The sequence below is a fragment of the Bacillota bacterium genome, assembly GCA_013178415.1.
Taxonomy (GTDB): domain Bacteria; phylum Bacillota; class SHA-98; order Ch115; family Ch115; genus Ch115.
Map to the genome: position 1 here is coordinate 39,110 of JABLXA010000011.1, position 17,312 is coordinate 56,421.

Below are 17,312 nucleotides of genomic sequence, written 5' to 3' on the forward strand. Positions count from 1 at the left end.
TAAAAAACGCCCGACGAATCCCGGGCGAAATCGACCACCCTGGCCATGATCGATCACCCCACGGGACCGCCGGAACGGTATAAGCCTGACTGCGGCGGAATCATACTATTCACTCAAGAGGTATCCCTTAGCCTCCAGAGCAGCCTCAACCCCGTCCAGCGCCGCCTCACTGGCTGCCTGCACTGTATGCAAATGCATTCCCTCGGTCAGAGCAGAAAGAGGTTTCGCGGCACTCTCGGTCAGCGCCCTGTCGAACTCCTCTACATCTTTATGCGATTCGATCATCAACATGCCTCTAAGTTCTCCATAAAGTGGATGTTCGACGATCACATCAATAATGCGCCCGCCGTGGGCAACGATAGTGTGGAGTTCATCAGCCAGCTGTTCCCTTGTATGTTTACAGGCGATAACCCGCGTCGCGAGCCCGGGGATGACCTTGCCTGCAAGGAGGTATCCGCGCGGGGTAGATAGGATCTTTTCGCCCCTGGCGCGAAGCAAAGCTATATCCTGAACTATTACCTGGCGCGAAACTCCTAGGGAAGCAGCAAGATCTGAGCCTGTAACAGGCTCCCCCCGATCTTTGAGCACCTCGACTATCTTTTGTCGCCTGCTGCCAGATGACAAATCCATACCTCTACCCCTGCGTTTCCGACACTATTGCTTTGAAATGGTTCGAATGATAAAAGAACCTCAAACTCGAGCCTCAGGCAGTTCCTGGATTCTCCGCAAGTATCCTGGGTTTGCGAGATTCCTTGGCACCGGAACCGCCCTGCGCCTCCGGCCCCGTGGTTACAGCTGCTGCCCGGCCATCGTCCATCGCTTCGCCACCATGCATCCCTGCACTCTGGGGCATTTCATCGGCCTCGTTGAGGATGGCCTCCAGCTCCTTCCCCTCAATGGTCTCCTTCTCTTTCAGCAATGCCACCAATCTTTCCAGCTTCGCCCTGTTGTTTGTCAGTATCGTCCGCGCCTTGTTGTAGCAATTCATTATAATCTCATGGATTTCCTTGTCTATAGCAGCGGCGATTTCTTCACTGTAGTTACGCTCTCTGGCTATATCCCTTCCCAGGAACACCGTTTCTTCATGGCGTCCGCCCAGCGTAAGAGGGCCCAGCTTTTCACTCATACCGTATTCAGTCACCATCTTGCGCGCCATCTTGGTCGCCCTTTCCAGGTCGTTTTGCGCACCGGTGCTGACTTCACCAAATACAATCTCCTCAGCCACTCGTCCGGCCATCAATACCGTAATTTCGGACAGCATCTCCGATTTGGTCAGAAAATACCTGTCCTCATCCGGGAACATCAATGTATATCCACCGGCCCTCCCGCGCGGGATGATAGACACCTTATGAACTGGATTTGCGTCAGGAAGGGACTTGGCCACAAGCGCATGACCACCCTCATGGTAAGCTACAAGCTGGCGCTCCTTTTCGCTCATGACGCGGCTCTTGCGCTCCGGACCCGCCACGACTCGATCGATGGCCTCATCGCACTCAACCATCGATACTCTCTTCTTGCCGCGTCTGGCCGCAAGAAGCGCAGCCTCATTGAACATATTTTCAAGGTCCGCGCCAGTGAATCCCGGCGTCCTTCTGGCCAGGGTCTTCAGATCGACATCAGGCGCCAGTGGCTTGCCTCGGGAATGGACGCGCAATATACTCTCACGTCCATTCACATCCGGCATATCCACCACGATCTGACGGTCGAACCGCCCGGGCCTGAGCAATGCCGGGTCCAAGACATCCGGCCTGTTGGTAGCTGCAAGCACGATGATCCCATTATTGGGTTCGAATCCATCCATCTCGACGAGGAGCTGGTTCAAGGTCTGCTCACGTTCGTCATGGCCGCCGCCAAGTCCTGCGCCCCTCTGACGCCCCACAGCATCGATCTCATCTATGAACACGATACATGGGGCATTCTTCTTGGCCTGATCAAAAAGATCGCGAACCCTGGCCGCGCCGACACCGACAAACATTTCTACGAAATCAGACCCGCTGATTATGAAAAATGGCACGCCTGCTTCGCCGGCCACAGCTCTGCCAAGCAAGGTCTTTCCCGTGCCCGGAGGTCCTACGAGCAAAATGCCCTTGGGAACTTTCGCCCCGAGTTCGATGAATTTCTTGGGATGCTTAAGGAATTCAACGACCTCGGCAAGCTCCTCCTTTGCTTCATCAACGCCTGCAACGTCTGCAAAGGTGGTCTTCCCCTTCTCTTCAACATGAAGCCGCGCGCGACTCCGGCCAAAAGATATAGCCCGGTTTCCCCCTCCCTGCATCTGGTTCAAGAGGAAAATCCACAACCCGACAAAGAAAAGCATGCCGACAACCTGAGGCAAGATGGCTGCCCACCAGGGCGGAGTCGGAGCGGGTTCAGCAGTTATTTCTACCTGTTTCAATATCTCGGGTTGCTGCTTCAATTTATCTGTCAAAAGCGTGATATCCGGCGCATAAGTCTGGAAGTCGCGCCCATCTCGAAGTGTTCCCCGAACGAAATGTTCGCCGACTATATGCAGTTCCCGGACGTCTCCAGCTATCCACCTATCCAAAAACTGACTAAGGCTGATAGTTCTTGGCTGTTCTCTAGCCCCCCACATGTTGCTTGCGAGAGAGACCGTTATAAGACCCAGCAGAAGCCATAGCCCTAGGGTCCTGAATGCTCTATTCAACAAAGAATACCTCCTTGCAGTTTTCCGTCTAAAGGCGCCTTGCCCAATTGGCAGACACATGTAAACAATGGATAATCCCTACGCCAAGGCTATTATAGCACAGCGCCACCGGATTGCCAATTGTCTACAATGTTCATGAAGCGAATTACCCCATTGTTCCAGTTTAGATACGGAACATACCCGAGCACTTGCCGCCCTCATTCGGCTATCTGTATGCGACTTGCCGAAAGATGGAGAACACGGGCCGTTTCACGGGTCACCTTGAATCGCTCATCAATCCGAAATCCGACAACCCATATAATCTCGTTCCCGCTCAGCACTAAAGGGGTTGTGTCTCTTATCCTCCTGCTCACCTTTGCATCGATGAAAAAGTCCTTCAGCTTCTTAGCCCCACCAAGCCCCAATGGTTGGAAACGGTCGCCTGGACGACGGAAACGGATGAGAAGGGGCAAGGTAATATGATCAAGATCGAAATAGGCATCATATTCTCCTATCCCGACCCTCTTCTCCCACTCCTCCCGCGGAATTTCCTCAGCAGCTATCCTGAAACCATGTGGGATATCTACCGCCCCAGGGAGATCTAAAGACCACTCAGACTTATCTCTATAGCCTCGGTCCTGGAGCCGATTCTTCTCGAGGACTAGCCTATCATATTCCTTCGACACCCTCACGCGACATGGCAAATCTATTCCTAGCCCCGATCTGCCAGAACACGCAAGATCCAGGACATCCTCGATATGGCGGAAATCAATATCCCGGAGGGATGAGAGGATCTCCTGCAACGCAAGCCGGATGATGCGACGTCTTAAGGCCCATGGAAGGCCAAGAAGATGACTCACCGAAATCTCCAGGGAAGATTCACTCCTGTCGCTCAAGACGTGCTCGAAATGGTCCTGAGCCTCTCTATCTAGATATTCATCCTCTTCTCTCATGATCTCAGCAATTACCGAGAGCCTTTTCTTGAGATCGGGACAGTACTCGCGCTCTAAGAATGGAATCAGCTCGAGGCGTATCTTATTCCTAAGATACTCTGGCTCGAGATTGGTCCGGTCAAGCCTTGTTGCAAGGCCCCGGGTTCTACAATATGCTTCTATTTCCTCTCGCAAGATTCCAAGAAACGGCCTTATAAATCTTATAACCCGCGTTTCCTCATGTCCTACAAGGGAGAGCGCCTCTTCCCTCACCGGAGGAATGCCCGCAAGGCCCGCTCTCCCGGCGCCGCGGAGAATCCTCATCAGGATGGTCTCGGCCTGGTCGTCGCAATTATGCCCCAACGCGATCGCATCTGCCCCTATCTCGCGAGCAACCGAACGCAGGAAGTCATATCGAAGCACCCGCCCCGCTTCTTCGATTGACAATGCCTGCCGCTCGGAATAGGCTGCCACATCCCCTTTTCCCACCGTGACAGGAAGGCCCATCCCCCTGGCCAGATCCTCGACAAATCTAGCATCTTGCTCGGCTTCGAGACCTCTCAGCTGATGATTGAAATGAGCCACATGCAGCGAGATCCTGTATTCCGACGCGAGAGTATGGAGGACGTTTAAGAGGGCGACTGAGTCCGGTCCACCTGAGACGGCGACAATCACGCGCTCTCCCGGACGGATCATCTTATGCCTCTCTATTTCCTTGCGCACTCTTTCAATAAATCCCATATCCCTGTTTCAAAAACCTTCTACAACCTTCTACCGGAACACCCTCACAAATCTCCTGCTTTGGGCGCCCAATGTTGGCAGCATCTTATTTCATTGCCTCTTGCCTCATCCCGGGCAAATCTGCTTGACCTTTAACTTTCCACAAAGCGCCCAAAATATCCTTCTTTAAGCAAACCAACCTACCTGACTATAGGATTCGAATGGAGTATCATTGGGCTGATTTTCAGAGCCCGCGACGCGCAATTCATTTTTACCCGAGGAAGGACGTTGACGTTCGGAGCGCAATGATATTTTCGCGACGATGAGAGTTATGTCATCGGTGAAACCTCTTTCCCTTCCCTTGGAGAGCTTGTCCATCAGAGCCTGAGCGGTCGCATGGGGATCGTCAGGCGGGAGTTTTCTCAAGATCCTGGCAATTATTCCCTCACGATCGCTTCCAAGGACGCGGGGGTCCCCTATACCGTCGCTAGCCATAATCAGCAGGTCCCCCGGCCTCAACCTCGTGGCGCTCTTTTCCACATCCACGGAATTCAGCACCCCAGCAGGTAGGGATTGAGACTTTATCACATCGACGCCGCGCCGGCGTCTTATATAACTTGGACATGATCCTATTTTGATGAATTCGGCCTCACCCGTGTAAAGATCTATTACCGCAAGATCGACTGTCGCAAAAGTCTCTCCAGGTGATCTGAGAAGCAGGAGGGAATTCGTCGTCTTTGCCGCAAACTCGTGTCCAAAACCGGCCTCGATCAAGCGCCTGAGCATGGTGACTGCAGCCCGGCTCTGGATGGCGGCATCCTGCCCTGAGCCCATACCATCGCTTATGATCATCAACACGCGTCCATCAGGGAGCTCCGCTATATATGAAGTATCGCCGCAAACACTGCTGCCAGGCTTGGGTTGCCGCACCTGGATGGCCTGGACCTTGAGCCGGACGGAAGGTATGATTCTGAGCTCGCAGGATGGCCTCCCGCTTGCCCAACCGCAACTCGTCTGAGAGACAGAGAGATCCTCACCCAGTATATTTTTGAGCACCGGAAGAAGCGCCCTTCGACATTCTGCCACTCCTCCGCATTTATCCATGTTTACCACGATCTCAAAGTACCTTCCGAAATGCCGTGTTACGGAAATCGCTCTTACCGGAAGCCCGACACCCTTGAGTTCCTTACGCAACGCGCTCTCCCTGGCAGCATCAAAATAGGCGGCAGTTTCTAGTTCTGACACAAGACCCTGCATGATTTCTGAGATTCCCTTCAACTGCAATGAAATGATCTTGCGTTCCTGTTGAAAACCCCTTGACCTCATCTTCATACGCCAGCTCTCGAGACAACTGGCCACAGCCTGCGATATCCGGTCGCTCTGGTGGCACCATGAACCGGTAGATTCCCGCGCATCCATTGGCGATAACACGCCCTTCAACTCCGCAAGGGCCAGCAAATCCACCAAGTTCCTGTAGGTCCTGTGGAAATTGTCGCGCCAGCAGGTAAGATAGGCGCCGCAGCGATGACAGGCAAGACGAGAAATGTCGTTCAAAAGCGAGACCAGTAACGCTCTATCTGAGATTCCGCTAAGGTCCGGCACCGCCGCCAGATCGCGAGCGAGTTCATCGAAAATGCTTTTCACCTGGTCAAGTTTGCGCGAAGCTATAGTGATAGATCTATTATCCCGATATATAGAGACATCTGCGGAACGCCTGGGCGATAGCTCCTTCTCAAACCCGGGAATCAACCAGAGCCATCTCTTTGGCGTAACGACAAAGAGAATAGAAGAGATGGCAAGTCCCCAGATGAAAGGCAGAACACCTGTTGCATTGGGGACCTGGTGGGAGAAGATTCCGGCCCCTAGAAAGAATGCCAGGACCATTATCAGTTTCCCATAAGAACTGAAAATTCCGGATATAAGCCCTCCGACAGCAAAGGCGGAAGTCAGGGGGAAGGGAACTGCATTTGACAGGCTGAGAGCCGTGCCCATGATTACCCCCGAAATGGTGCCGCCCCCTACCCCTCCTTTAGCGGACCCAAGGATGACCACCGCCCCCGCGATGACCCCCGCAAGTGAAATCCCCCAGAGGGTCAGCGTCCCCATCCCGATGATCATCCCGGCCGCCAAAACTGTCATGCCTATCTTTTCATGCCATCCAAGGCCCTGTGCATATCCCAGTGAAGGAATCTTGGGAACGAAGAACGAGAGAGGGAATGAGAGACAGGCAGCGATGAAACTCTCGAATAACGTAGGAATAAGACCCACATCCAGCGTGCCCATGAAGGCGTGCATCAGAGTCCCGGCCGCGCTACCGATCAACATGACTACAAGAGGGATCAACCTGGATCCCCTCTTATCCGGCAAAGCGCGCGTCATGGCAAACCATATGAGGAAAAGCTGCGGAAGCGCGCCCAGGGCGTTTGTCATGGATCCCAATGATAGTTTGCCCAAAAAGACCCCCAGGGTAGAGATAAGGGCAAAATGAGGCCAGTATGCCACGGCAACCGCATAATAGGCCAACCCAAAGGGCCAAATGAAACCCAGGAGACTCCCGCGCGACAGTAAGAATGCCATGAAAAAGCAAATGAATGACATCCGAAACGGAGCTTGTCCCAAAATACTCAGTGCAACATTTCGCCTTGACCCGGTTTTGAAATTCCTGCTCCAGGCGCTCCTTTTCCTGGCACCAGATAGCATTTCCCCGTTCCTCCTGCCTCGGCATTCAGATTTATCTTCCGAGGCAGATTATAACACGGACCCCTCTCAGGAACGTGTTGGTTTATGTCCCCCGGAGTCAGCGATTATGCGACAAGCCTTCAAGAAATCCTTCAAAACATGAGGTCAGTCGAAAGGATCATTCATGCCTCAAAGCCTGGATAGGATCCAGGTTTGCAGCCTTATATGCGGGGTATACCCCGAAGATAAGGCCCACAAGGCTGCTGGACGCGAATGCGATGATTATCGCAAAAGGAGAAACGACGGCCGGGATGGGAGACAGTGCCGACACAATCTTCGCGCCTATAGCGCCCAGGAGTATACCTACTATTCCGCCAACCAGACACAAGACTACGGCTTCCGTGACAAATTGTCGTAATATGTGGCTATTTTTGGCCCCGATGGCCTTTCGTATCCCGATCTCACGCGTACGTTCCGTCACGGTGACCATCATTATATTCATCACACCAATTCCGCCTACCAGGAGAGATATGCTTCCTATCCCGCCCAAAATGGCCGTCAATATTCCGAGGATCATCTTAGCTGATTCCAGCATCGACTCAGCGCTTTCGACACGAAATTTATGACCGCGACCAAATCTGCGTCGGAGGAAGTTCTCCATCTGTTCTTTGGCATCTCTGACCGAGTTGACATCTTTCGCCTGGGTCAACACAACTTGCGCCTGATCGACACCCAGGGCCCTCCTGGCCAGAGTGATGGGAAGGTAAGCGTACATATCCTCGGTATCCATTCCCCCGGAGAAAGCCCTTTGTCCTCTCTTCTTCATAATGCCAATGACGCTACAGATGGTGTCATTTACCCGGACGCGCCGTCCAAGGGGATCCATATTCCCAAAGAGGTAATCCGCAAGATCGCGTCCCAGCACGACGACTGCGCGCCTGCTCTGAATATCAGACTGGGAGAAGAATCTGCCTTCATCCATGGCAAGTCCTTGCATCCAGGCCAGTTCATCATTGGTGCATACAATGGTTGTCTTCTTCTCTTCACTTGCGAACTTGATCACGCCTCTTGCCGTTATCTGGGGACTCACATAAACTAGAGCCGGAGAGGATTGCCTAAGAAGCTCGACATCTTCCGGAGATATTGTGACAACCTGCCCCATCATTACATCCTGGTCGAAGTAATTGGGCTGGATGAACAACATAGTTGATCCCAATCCCTCGAGCTGGCTTGTCACTTCTGTTCGGGCGCCTTCACCTATAGACACCATGGTTATCACCGAGGCCACTCCGATGACTATCCCCAGCAAGGTCAGCGCAGACCTGAGTTTATTCTGATAGAGACTAGATAGCGCCAGACGAAGATAATCTCTAAAGCCCATAGACATCTGCAACAGCCTGCAAAGATGCAGAATGTGCAATCTTCCTCCTTCGGCAATATCGATGATAAGGCGAGTATCACAAGGTCCTTGTGCCGAGAGCGCCTGGCTCGGGGGGAATGCCTGACAATTCTGGCACGATCTCTCCGTCTCTTATGTATATGACCCGCTCCGCAAAGCTCGCAATGGTTGAGTCATGAGTCACCATCACTATCGTAATCCCGGTCTTGTTCATCTCCATTAGCAGATTCATGACATCCTTGCCTGACTTTGAATCAAGGTTGCCGGTCGGCTCATCCGCCAGGATGATAGAAGGATTGTTTACCAGCGCTCGTGCCACGGCAACCCTCTGGGCCTGGCCTCCGGAAAGCTGATTTGGCCTGTGTCCCCACCTATCGCCGAGTCCTACGGCACGCAGCGCAGCCATGGCTCTCTCCCGTCTTTCCTTTAAACTCACACCGGCGTAAACAAGGGGAAGCTCCACATTCTCCACGGCTGTAAGCTTGGGCAAAAGGTTGAAGGTTTGAAACACAAAGCCCAGCTTCTTGTTTCGCACCTCGGCCAGTTCATCGGACGAGAGAGTGGAAACTTCCTTCCCGTCGAGCAAATATGACCCAGAGGTCGGCCTGTCAAGGCAGCCGATTATGTTCATGAGCGTAGACTTCCCGGACCCAGAAGGTCCCATGATGGCGATGAACTCACCGGATGAGACAGTAAGACAGACGCCCCTCAATGCATGGACCTTCACTTCGCCAGAATTGTAGATCTTTGTTACATTGACAATCTCAATGGCATTACCCGAAGAACTCATGAAGGCGCCACCCCTACCTGGAGGCCACTTCTCTGTTTTGCGGCTCCACTCTTATTTTCCTGCTTGGCCCTGATTCGATCCCCGTCCTTGAGGTTCTTCAATGCCCTGTAGTCACCAATTACGATCTTATCTCCAGCGCTCACTCCATCGAGGATCTCCACATCGAGAGCGGTCTCCATCCCGACCTTTACCGGGACCTCGCGCACACGATCTCCTTCTATTTTGAAGACTACCTTCCTCAAGCGGGAAGAGGCCCCGCCAAAATGAGCCTCGGGCCTATCAACTTCGCGTTCCACAATGGCCTGGCTTGGCACCAGGATGGCATCTTTTCGCTGATACACTGTGATTTCAGCATCCGCTCCCATGCCTGGCTTCAGAATCGCGGCCCCGCCCTCGAGTTCTATATCAACTTTGAATTTGGGGACAGAACCGTCCATTACCGCCGTAGGGGAGATCTTAACTATCTTCCCACGGAATTCGGTCCCGGGAACCGCGTCTACAGTTATCACCGCCCATTGGCCGGGACGGACTTTGGGAATATCAACCTCATCTACTCTGGCTTCTACAAGAAGGCGGCTTAGATCCAGGATATTCATAAGCAGCATACCTTCTTGCGCCTGCTGACCTTCCTTGACCAGCATATTTGCTACAACCCCGTCGATGCCGCTCTTCACAATGGCCGCCGCAATTCTGGCCTGGATGGCGCTCAAGGACGCCTTCATTTGCTTGAGGCGCATCTCAGCGGCATACCTGCGCCGGGTTTTATCACGCTCTGCATCCTGAGCCGCGGCCAAGGCAGTCTTTGCTTCCTTTACCTCAGCTTTAGCGATGGCGATATCCGCTTCATCAGGTCCTTTGAGCAGCTCTTCATATTGTTCCTTCGCCGCTCTATGCCTGGCTTCAGCCGTCTTGACCTTGGACGCCGCCTCATCGAGCGTATTCTTTGCCACAGCCCCTTCGGCGAAAAGGGCTTTAGTGACCTCAAGGCTTTTCCGAGCCTCGGAAAGGGCCACCGATGCCTCATCCAGGGACGCCTTGGCCTGAGCAATCTGTGACTTACTGGGACCTGACTCCACGTCCTGTAATCTTGCCATCGCAGACGCCAGTCGCGCCCGGGCCTGCTCAACTTGAGGATCCCGCCCGTCAGGGGCGAGGGATAATTCTGCCAGATCCGCTTCAGCTCCAGCTACCGCTGCCTTTGCCTCATTGAGTTGTATGGAAAGGTCGCGGGTATCAAAGACAAGTAAATCTTGCCCTTTTTTCACCTGATCTCCCTCTTGCGCCAGGATCCTCTCGATCGTTCCGGTGACTGCGCTCCGTATTTCCAATGACTTGACGGATCTTATCTCGCCAGAACACGAAACTGTAACCTGAAATGCACCCTTTCTCGCCGTCCCGATTTCCACAAGAGTGCCTGTCGCCCCCTTTGTCCGCCTCGCAAGGAGGACGCTCCCGCTGATGATGATACCTATTATCAAAATCCCTGCTATCAACCTTTTCACAAGATCCGGCGCAGGATTGCCCCCGATTTATTGGAAGGAGGAATGCGCCTGCCTCCTTTCTTTTGCTTGGCACGGAGGTGACCCCGTGCCCATGCGGCCTTGATTGCTGTTATTTCCAAAACCGGTACCTTTAGACTAATCATATCGAGTTTTATTCATTTCGTCAGGCGCTGATATGAGATTTTGCGTGGATTTTACTTTGATACATCTTAGCGATGACAGGAAAATCGAATCCCATGCATAAGATATCTTTGATGTGGGCAATAAGCGAGGATCTAAAAGGAGATGATCTAGATGGCGATAAACGAAATGGAACCGACAAATGGCAATACACGAAAGGCACATAGAGGAGTTATTGAAAGGCTGCTGACGATACTGGTGGACCCAGGAAGCATATTCAAGGATATCATTGAAAAACCTGATTTCATGGGTCCCATGACCATTATCGTCATAACGGCTGCTCTTTCGATGCCGTCGACAGCCTATACCCTTCAACAGATTCCTGAAATGGCCCCGGGTCAGGCGCAAAATATCCCAATAAATGTTACAGCATCAGCCATCATCGGATCCATCTCATCTTTGATCGCCCTCGCCATATGGTGGCCTATTAGAGCCGCGATCTTCCTGGGAATTGGAAACATTTTTAAGGCCAAACTGGATTTCAAACAGAGCCTTGCGGTGTCTGGATATCTGAACTACCCGTCGCTGCTTTCCGGACTTGTCTCAGCTATCACGATATGGAGCGCGGGGAGACCGGTCACTCCCGGGCTGGGAATGGCGCTATCCTTCTCAGAACTCTCGACCCCCCGTGGGGTACTGCTCAGCAACCTGAATATCTTCGCGCTAATGTATATATTCCTCAGCGTATTTGGTCTGTCAGAACTCTGGAGAATCTCCAGGGCCAAAGGACTCATAGCTACAATCATCATGTGGTCGGCAGTGCTTGGCATTCAGGTTGCCATAGCAGGGCTGACGGCCGGGTTACGCGGCATTGCTCAGTAAGCAGCGGCGCCGTGGCATATAATAAGACGACGCCGCGCGCAAACAACCCTATGATGAGGAGCTTAATCACCCGCCACCAGGTCAACAAACTTGAAAGCTAGAGTATCCACCAAGCCACGGTTCGTGAGCCTGAGTTCGGGTAATACCGGCAACGAAAGCAGCGCCATGGTCATAAAGGGAGAAACAAGCTGGCACCCAAGCTCCTTCCAGGCCCTTGCCAGGCTTTCAACCTGCCTCGATACTTCCTCCACAGGACGATCAGACTGTAGCCCCGCTATCGGCAATTCAACCAGCGCGAGGACCCGGCCGCGGTCTACTGCCACCATTCCTCCCTCACATTGAGCCAATACATTGCCTGCATATGCCATATCCTCATCATTCATGCCTACTATCAGAAGGTTATGGCTATCATGGGCCACAGTTGACGCCACGGCGCCCCTATCAAAACCGAAGCCCTTGACAAATCCCAATCCCATCGTGCCTGTAGCATGATGCCGCTCAACCACAGCGATCTTCGCCACATCATGCTCCTTTGACGCCGAGATGATGCCGCCATCCTCAACCGGCAGTTCAAGTATGATGTTTTCGGTCCCCACTTTACCTTCCATCACCTTCATGACCCGAGCCCGTACAACTTTGCCATTCCACCCCGAGGTCCCATCACTGAACCGGCCGGCCTTCACTTCAAAATCCTGAGATTGAAGCGAGCGTTTCAAATGTACGGAGTGCCTTACGAAATCAGGATATTCCACAGCTGGCATATCAACCAGCAGACTTCCGTCCTCTGCAATCAAGACCCCATCTGTAATAACCCGGGATACCGCAACATCCGCCAGGTCGCGCAACATGAGGATATCTGCGTATCGACCAGGGGCGATGCTGCCAAGATCGCGATCCATGCCAAAGCATTCAGCTGTGTTGATGGTGACCATCTGTATGGCGCGAATCGGATCGAGCCCTTCTTCAATGGCGCGCTTGACAACATGGTCGAGATGCCCGACGCTGAGAAGCGTATCTGGGTGCACGTCATCGGAAACCAAGATAGCATGCCTTGAATCAATCCGGCTTTCAGTTATTGCCTTTATGGTAGCCTTGACATCGAGCCAGGCCGAACCTTCCCTGAGCTTGGCATACATCCCATAGCGAAGTCTGGCCAGGGCATCTTCTTTCCGCGTCGATTCATGACACGAACTTATCCCGGCAGCGATATATGCCTGAAGTCCCTTGCCGACATCCGGGATTGAATAATGCCCGGTCACGATCTTGCCGGCGTCCAGAGTCGCCTGGATTTCCGCATGAACCTCCGGATTTCCGGAAAGCACACCAGGGAAATTCATCATCTCCCCAAGGCCTGCGATCCCCTGCCAGCCCATGGCTTCTCGTATCTCAGACGCGCCAAATGTCGCCCCAGCGTCCTCGAATCCAGGAGCCGCCGGCACGCATGAAGGCACTGTGGCAAATACCTTAAGCGGGAGATGCCTGCCTTCTTCTAGCATCACCTGAATGCCAGGTAGTCCCAGCACATTTGCGATCTCATGAGGATCCATGAAAATGCCAGTAGTCCCATGAGGTAGCACAGCTCTCGCAAATTGGGTGACTGTCACCATGCTGCTCTCAACGTGAACATGTCCATCCAGAAAGCCGGGGACAAGATAAAAACCTTCGCCCTGAATCACTTCAGTATCTTGCCCCACCAGGTCTGAAGCGTCTCCTACGCGCACAATCCTCCCATATTTCACAGCCACATCCGTATCAGGGAGTATCTCGCCTGTATGGACATTCACAAGGATTCCCTTTCGAATCACAAGATCTGCGGGCTCCCGTCCCATAGCGGCAGCCACAAGTTTCTGTGTCAGCTCCGCAAGTGGTCGACGAAAAAGCTTGTATGGCTTATACATCATGACAATGACATGCGCCTCTCTTTGCCTCCTGGCGGCTAACTTGAAAGATCTAGGGAGCCTGGCGCAGAAAGCCCCATTCCAGTGGCGCAGCAGTTGAGCCGCGACGCGCCAGGCTCTATGTGTGCTAAGCCTTGAGTGCAATACAAGCATTTACTGGCCCAATATTTCTTTCAACTCCACGGGCCGCCCGAGCTTGGAGGAACGGTAAGCGCCCAAGGCGACGGCCATAGCATGCATACCATCCTCTCCTGTGGCGAAAACAGGACCGCCCTCCTCAACAGCCTTTACAAATGATTTGACCATAAGAAGGTCCATGTTATCTCCCCAGTGCCGGAGCGCGACCCCCTTCTGCCTGCCGTCATATGCAATGAATGATTGGGCAAAGGCGTCGACATAGAGCACTCCCTCGGTGCCAACTATCTCCATCGTGACGTCCCCCCAGGTGGGGAAGCTCTGGGGCCTTGACCAGCTGGCGTCTAATGTCGCAAAAACCCCGCCGGAGAATTTCATATTTAGCACGCCACAATCATCCACCGGTATGTCGTAGATCCTTGTGCCAATTTCTGCATAGACCGTTGTCACTTCCTGATCTAAGAACCAGCGCATTAGATCAGTCACATGAACGGTGTGATCCATCACGGCCCCCCCGCCTGCAAGAACAGGATCAACGAACCATCCACCGGGCATCTTGCCGCGATTGGTCCCATTTATCGCCAGCACCTTTCCGATATCCCCATTCCTCACTATTTCTCTAGCGCGCAGGATAGGAGGCGCATTCCGCACGGGGAAAGCCGTGGCAAGCTTCACGTTCGCCCGTGAACAGGCATCTATCATGGCCCTTGCGTCTTCCACGGTAGTTGCGATGGGCTTCTCGCAGAGCACATGGCATCCAGCCTTTGCGGCAGCCAGAGCGATATCTTTATGGTTTACATTTTCTGAACAAATAACCACAGCGTCAGGGTGAGCCCCAAGAAGCGCGTCATAATCCGGGAAATATCTCACGCCGAATGATTCAGCGGCGGCCCGGCCCCTCGCTTCCACGGGGTCGGCAACTCCGACGAACTCTACGTTTTCAAGAGATTTGAGGCAGCTTGCATAACTCGGAGCGTGTACATGGGCAAAACTCATGATCCCTATGCGTACCATCTAGACTCCCCCCTATAGATTGATGACCTTGCCGGCTTCGGCTGATTTGACGGCGCTGAGGCTGATTCTCAGTGCCTCGAACGCATCTTGAGGAGTGACCCTTGGTTGGGATTCACCTTTTATGTAGCCGACGAAATTGGCAAGCTCAGCGAGGTAAGGGTTTTTTTCCTCCAGCGGGCTCTCTGGCACCGCCACCCCGCCCGGACCGGCTTGAGAAATCGCTCTGGATAGACTTATGGGGGCAGATGCGCGACTATCGAAATTCATCATGCCAGTCTTGCCTGCCACCTCAAATTTATACCAGAAACCGCCTGGATGAGCCCAGCTCCCTTCCACATGGGCTATGGCGCCAGATTTCAGCCTGAGGGTCGTAAGGGCGTACTGAAGAGGAGCGGCGGTGAATATTGACTGGGTGTAAATCCTTTCGACATCTCCAAAACACCAGCGGACAAAATCGAAATCATGGATACTCAGATCCACCAGCATCCCCGCGGATTTACTGATATCCCTATACCAGTCCTGCCACCCGCGAGGAAAAGGTCCTCCGCGCCCGAAACGAGCGACTGCGATCTGGCCCAATTCACCGCTTGCAACGGATTCTCTCAGCATTTCATATTCCGGGAAGAATCTCAGCACATGGCCGACGGAGAACTTTACGCTCTCCCGTTCACATGTCCTTATCATATCTTCGGCATCCTCAAGGGTTAAGGCTATGGGTTTTTCGCAGAAGACATGCTTACCTGCCCGCGCAGCCTTGATTACCCATTCTTTGTGAAGGTAAGTCGGAAGACATACATCAATAATATCTATGCTTGCATCTTCTACTACTCCCATTGGATTGGCCGTAGCTCGGGCACCCAGGCTATCTGCGAGGGAACTGGCCTTTTCAGCATCAATGTCAGCTATCCATACCAGCTCTGCATCCCTGATCCTCTTATAGCAACCTGCATGGACTCGTCCCATGGTACCGGCGCCTATCACACCAACGCGATACATCCACATTGCCCCTTTCCGAAAAATGATGTACGAGCCAAGTATATCAGATTTTGGCAACACATTCAATCGCACATGATGGCCAAGCAATCATGGCATAATATAGCAATGTAGTGAATACCATGATATAATACAGGCTGTCCAATAATCAGGATACAGAATATATATGCCCCAGGGAGTGATCGCTATGCCTACCATGATCAATCCTGAGATCTTTCGCGAATATGACATCAGGGGAATAGCGTCTCGAGACCTCATACCCGAGGTGGCCGGTCGCCTCGGTCTCGCCATCGGAACATATCTGCAGGCCGCAGGGGAAGGGCGCGCTATCGTCGGAATGGATAATAGGGCTTCATCGCCAGACATAAAGGAAAATGTAATTGCTGGCATACTGGAAACCGGGTGCAACGTGGTCGACATTGGTCTGGTTGTAACTCCCGCGTTTTACTATTCCATCATCCTCTATGATATCGGAGGCGGCGCGATGATCACCGCCAGCCACAATCCGCCCGAATTCAACGGAATGAAAGTTGCCTGCGGCCATTCTACTATATATGGAGATGAGATCCAGACCCTTCGTAGACTGGCGGAATCAGGAGATTTCAAACGGGGCCATGGCAACCTCTCATCTGATGACCCGCGGGATTCCTATATCAATATGATCATTGAAAAGGTCAAATTGGGGCCTCGCCGCTTGAAGGTGGTCGTAGACTGCGGCAATGGAACGGCCTCCCTTTTCGCGCCCAAGCTTATTGAAGGACTGGGATGCGATGTGATTCCGCTTTATTGCGATTCAGATCCGACCTTCCCAAATCATTTTCCTGACCCGGTAAGGCCAGCGAACCTCACTGATCTGATCCAGGCAGTGCGCGAAAAAGAAGCTGACCTTGGAGTCTCTTTTGACGGTGATGGTGATCGTATCGGCGTGGTCGACGAAAAAGGGAATATCATATGGGGAGACCGCCTGATGATTCTCTTTTGGAGGGAGATACTGCCCAAATATCCGGGCACAACCGCCATAGTAGAGGTGAAATGCTCGCAGGCGCTTGTCGAGGAAGTGGAACGACTCGGCGGGAAGCCGATGTTTTACCGGACCGGCCATTCATTGATAAAGGCCAAAATGAAAGAGATTGGCGCTGTATTTACTGGAGAAATGTCGGGCCATATGTTCTTCGCCGATGAATATTTCGGATTTGATGACGCGCTCTATGCCGCGGCAAGGCTGCTTAGAATACTGTCCAACACCGACAAGAGCCTTTCCGATCTTCTTTCTGATGTGCCATATTACCCATCCACGCCAGAGACCCGCGTCAAATGCCCGGATAATGTCAAATTCCGCGTTGTCGAATCTGTACGAGACCATTTCAAGGCACGCTATCCAGTCGTGGACGTGGATGGAGCGAGGGTTCTATTCCCTGATGGTTGGGGGCTCGTGCGAGCGTCAAACACCGGACCCGAGCTTGTCATGCGTTGCGAGGCCAAAAATGAAGCCGCGCTCGAGAGAATAAAAGGAGAAATGGCCGGGGAAGTGGAAAGACACCCCGGCGTTGGAGACATAGAATGGTGAACGTGCCAATGGAGGGAAGTTTAGACGCCGCGCCCGG

General features: G+C 52.9%; 12 protein-coding genes. 2 read left to right on the forward strand and 10 right to left on the reverse strand.

Annotated elements, in window-relative coordinates; genetic code table 11:
- Positions 1-105: 105 nt before the first annotated feature.
- The 7 genes from HPY52_10120 to HPY52_10150 all read right to left on the reverse strand — a co-directional run bounded on the left by HPY52_10120 (position 106) and on the right by HPY52_10150 (position 10,666).
- Positions 106-624 carry a transcription repressor NadR gene (locus HPY52_10120; GenBank protein NPV80613.1) on the reverse strand — a complete coding sequence of 173 codons (519 nt, stop codon included), beginning with the start codon at positions 622-624 and terminating at the stop codon, positions 106-108.
- A gap of 79 nt (positions 625-703) precedes the next feature.
- The gene (locus HPY52_10125) at positions 704-2,593 is read right to left on the reverse strand and encodes an ATP-dependent zinc metalloprotease FtsH (protein NPV80614.1); all 1,890 of its coding nucleotides are present in this window, start codon (positions 2,591-2,593) and stop codon (positions 704-706) included.
- 269 nt (positions 2,594-2,862) lie between these two features.
- Positions 2,863-4,299, reverse strand: coding sequence for a tRNA lysidine(34) synthetase TilS (gene tilS / locus HPY52_10130; GenBank protein NPV80615.1), 1,437 nt, complete (start codon positions 4,297-4,299; stop codon positions 2,863-2,865).
- 183 nt (positions 4,300-4,482) lie between these two features.
- On the reverse strand, positions 4,483-6,996 hold the full coding sequence (locus HPY52_10135) for a SpoIIE family protein phosphatase (protein ID NPV80616.1): 2,514 nt from the start codon (positions 6,994-6,996) through the stop codon (positions 4,483-4,485).
- 157 nt (positions 6,997-7,153) lie between these two features.
- Positions 7,154-8,368: an FtsX-like permease family protein gene (locus tag HPY52_10140; protein ID NPV80617.1), complete on the reverse strand. Its 1,215-nt coding sequence runs from the start codon at positions 8,366-8,368 to the stop codon at positions 7,154-7,156.
- Between the two features lie 64 nt (positions 8,369-8,432).
- Positions 8,433-9,164, reverse strand: coding sequence for an ABC transporter ATP-binding protein (locus tag HPY52_10145; protein ID NPV80618.1), 732 nt, complete (start codon positions 9,162-9,164; stop codon positions 8,433-8,435).
- Positions 9,161-10,666 (reverse strand): efflux RND transporter periplasmic adaptor subunit, encoded by a 1,506-nt coding sequence (locus HPY52_10150; GenBank protein NPV80619.1) that lies wholly within the window; start codon positions 10,664-10,666, stop codon positions 9,161-9,163. Before HPY52_10150 ends, HPY52_10145 begins: the two co-directional genes overlap by 4 nt.
- 294 nt (positions 10,667-10,960) lie before the next feature.
- Between HPY52_10150 and HPY52_10155 the strand changes: the two genes are divergently transcribed.
- The gene (locus tag HPY52_10155) at positions 10,961-11,668 is read left to right on the forward strand and encodes a YIP1 family protein (GenBank protein ID NPV80620.1); all 708 of its coding nucleotides are present in this window, start codon (positions 10,961-10,963) and stop codon (positions 11,666-11,668) included.
- Positions 11,669-11,730: 62 nt separating this feature from the next.
- Here HPY52_10155 and ade read toward each other — a convergent pair whose 3' ends face one another.
- From ade to HPY52_10170, 3 genes are all read right to left on the reverse strand, one after another.
- On the reverse strand, positions 11,731-13,569 hold the full coding sequence (gene ade / locus HPY52_10160; GenBank protein NPV80621.1) for an adenine deaminase: 1,839 nt from the start codon (positions 13,567-13,569) through the stop codon (positions 11,731-11,733).
- Positions 13,570-13,719: 150 nt separating this feature from the next.
- Positions 13,720-14,715, reverse strand: coding sequence for a Gfo/Idh/MocA family oxidoreductase (locus HPY52_10165; GenBank protein ID NPV80622.1), 996 nt, complete (start codon positions 14,713-14,715; stop codon positions 13,720-13,722).
- Positions 14,716-14,727: 12 nt separating this feature from the next.
- Positions 14,728-15,711, reverse strand: a complete 984-nt coding sequence (locus tag HPY52_10170; GenBank protein ID NPV80623.1) for a Gfo/Idh/MocA family oxidoreductase — start codon at positions 15,709-15,711, stop codon at positions 14,728-14,730.
- Positions 15,712-15,904: 193 nt separating this feature from the next.
- Between HPY52_10170 and HPY52_10175 the strand changes: the two genes are divergently transcribed.
- A complete protein-coding gene (locus HPY52_10175; GenBank protein ID NPV80624.1) occupies positions 15,905-17,275 on the forward strand; it encodes a phosphomannomutase/phosphoglucomutase in 1,371 nt (456 codons plus the stop codon).
- Positions 17,276-17,312 lie beyond the last annotated feature (37 nt).

Bases quoted from the DNA above. Each gene is read 5' to 3' on its own strand.
- HPY52_10125 (NPV80614.1), bottom strand. From the start codon at position 2,593: ATGTGGGGGGCTAGAGAACAGCCAAGAACTATCAGCCTTAGTCAGTTT.
- HPY52_10135 (NPV80616.1), bottom strand. From the start codon at position 6,996: ATGCTATCTGGTGCCAGGAAAAGGAGCGCCTGGAGCAGGAATTTCAAA.
- HPY52_10145 (NPV80618.1), bottom strand. From the start codon at position 9,164: ATGAGTTCTTCGGGTAATGCCATTGAGATTGTCAATGTAACAAAGATC.
- HPY52_10155 (NPV80620.1), top strand. From the start codon at position 10,961: ATGGCGATAAACGAAATGGAACCGACAAATGGCAATACACGAAAGGCA.
- ade (NPV80621.1), bottom strand. From the start codon at position 13,569: ATGATGTATAAGCCATACAAGCTTTTTCGTCGACCACTTGCGGAGCTG.
- HPY52_10165 (NPV80622.1), bottom strand. From the start codon at position 14,715: ATGGTACGCATAGGGATCATGAGTTTTGCCCATGTACACGCTCCGAGT.
- HPY52_10170 (NPV80623.1), bottom strand. From the start codon at position 15,711: ATGTATCGCGTTGGTGTGATAGGCGCCGGTACCATGGGACGAGTCCAT.
- HPY52_10175 (NPV80624.1), top strand. From the start codon at position 15,905: ATGATCAATCCTGAGATCTTTCGCGAATATGACATCAGGGGAATAGCG.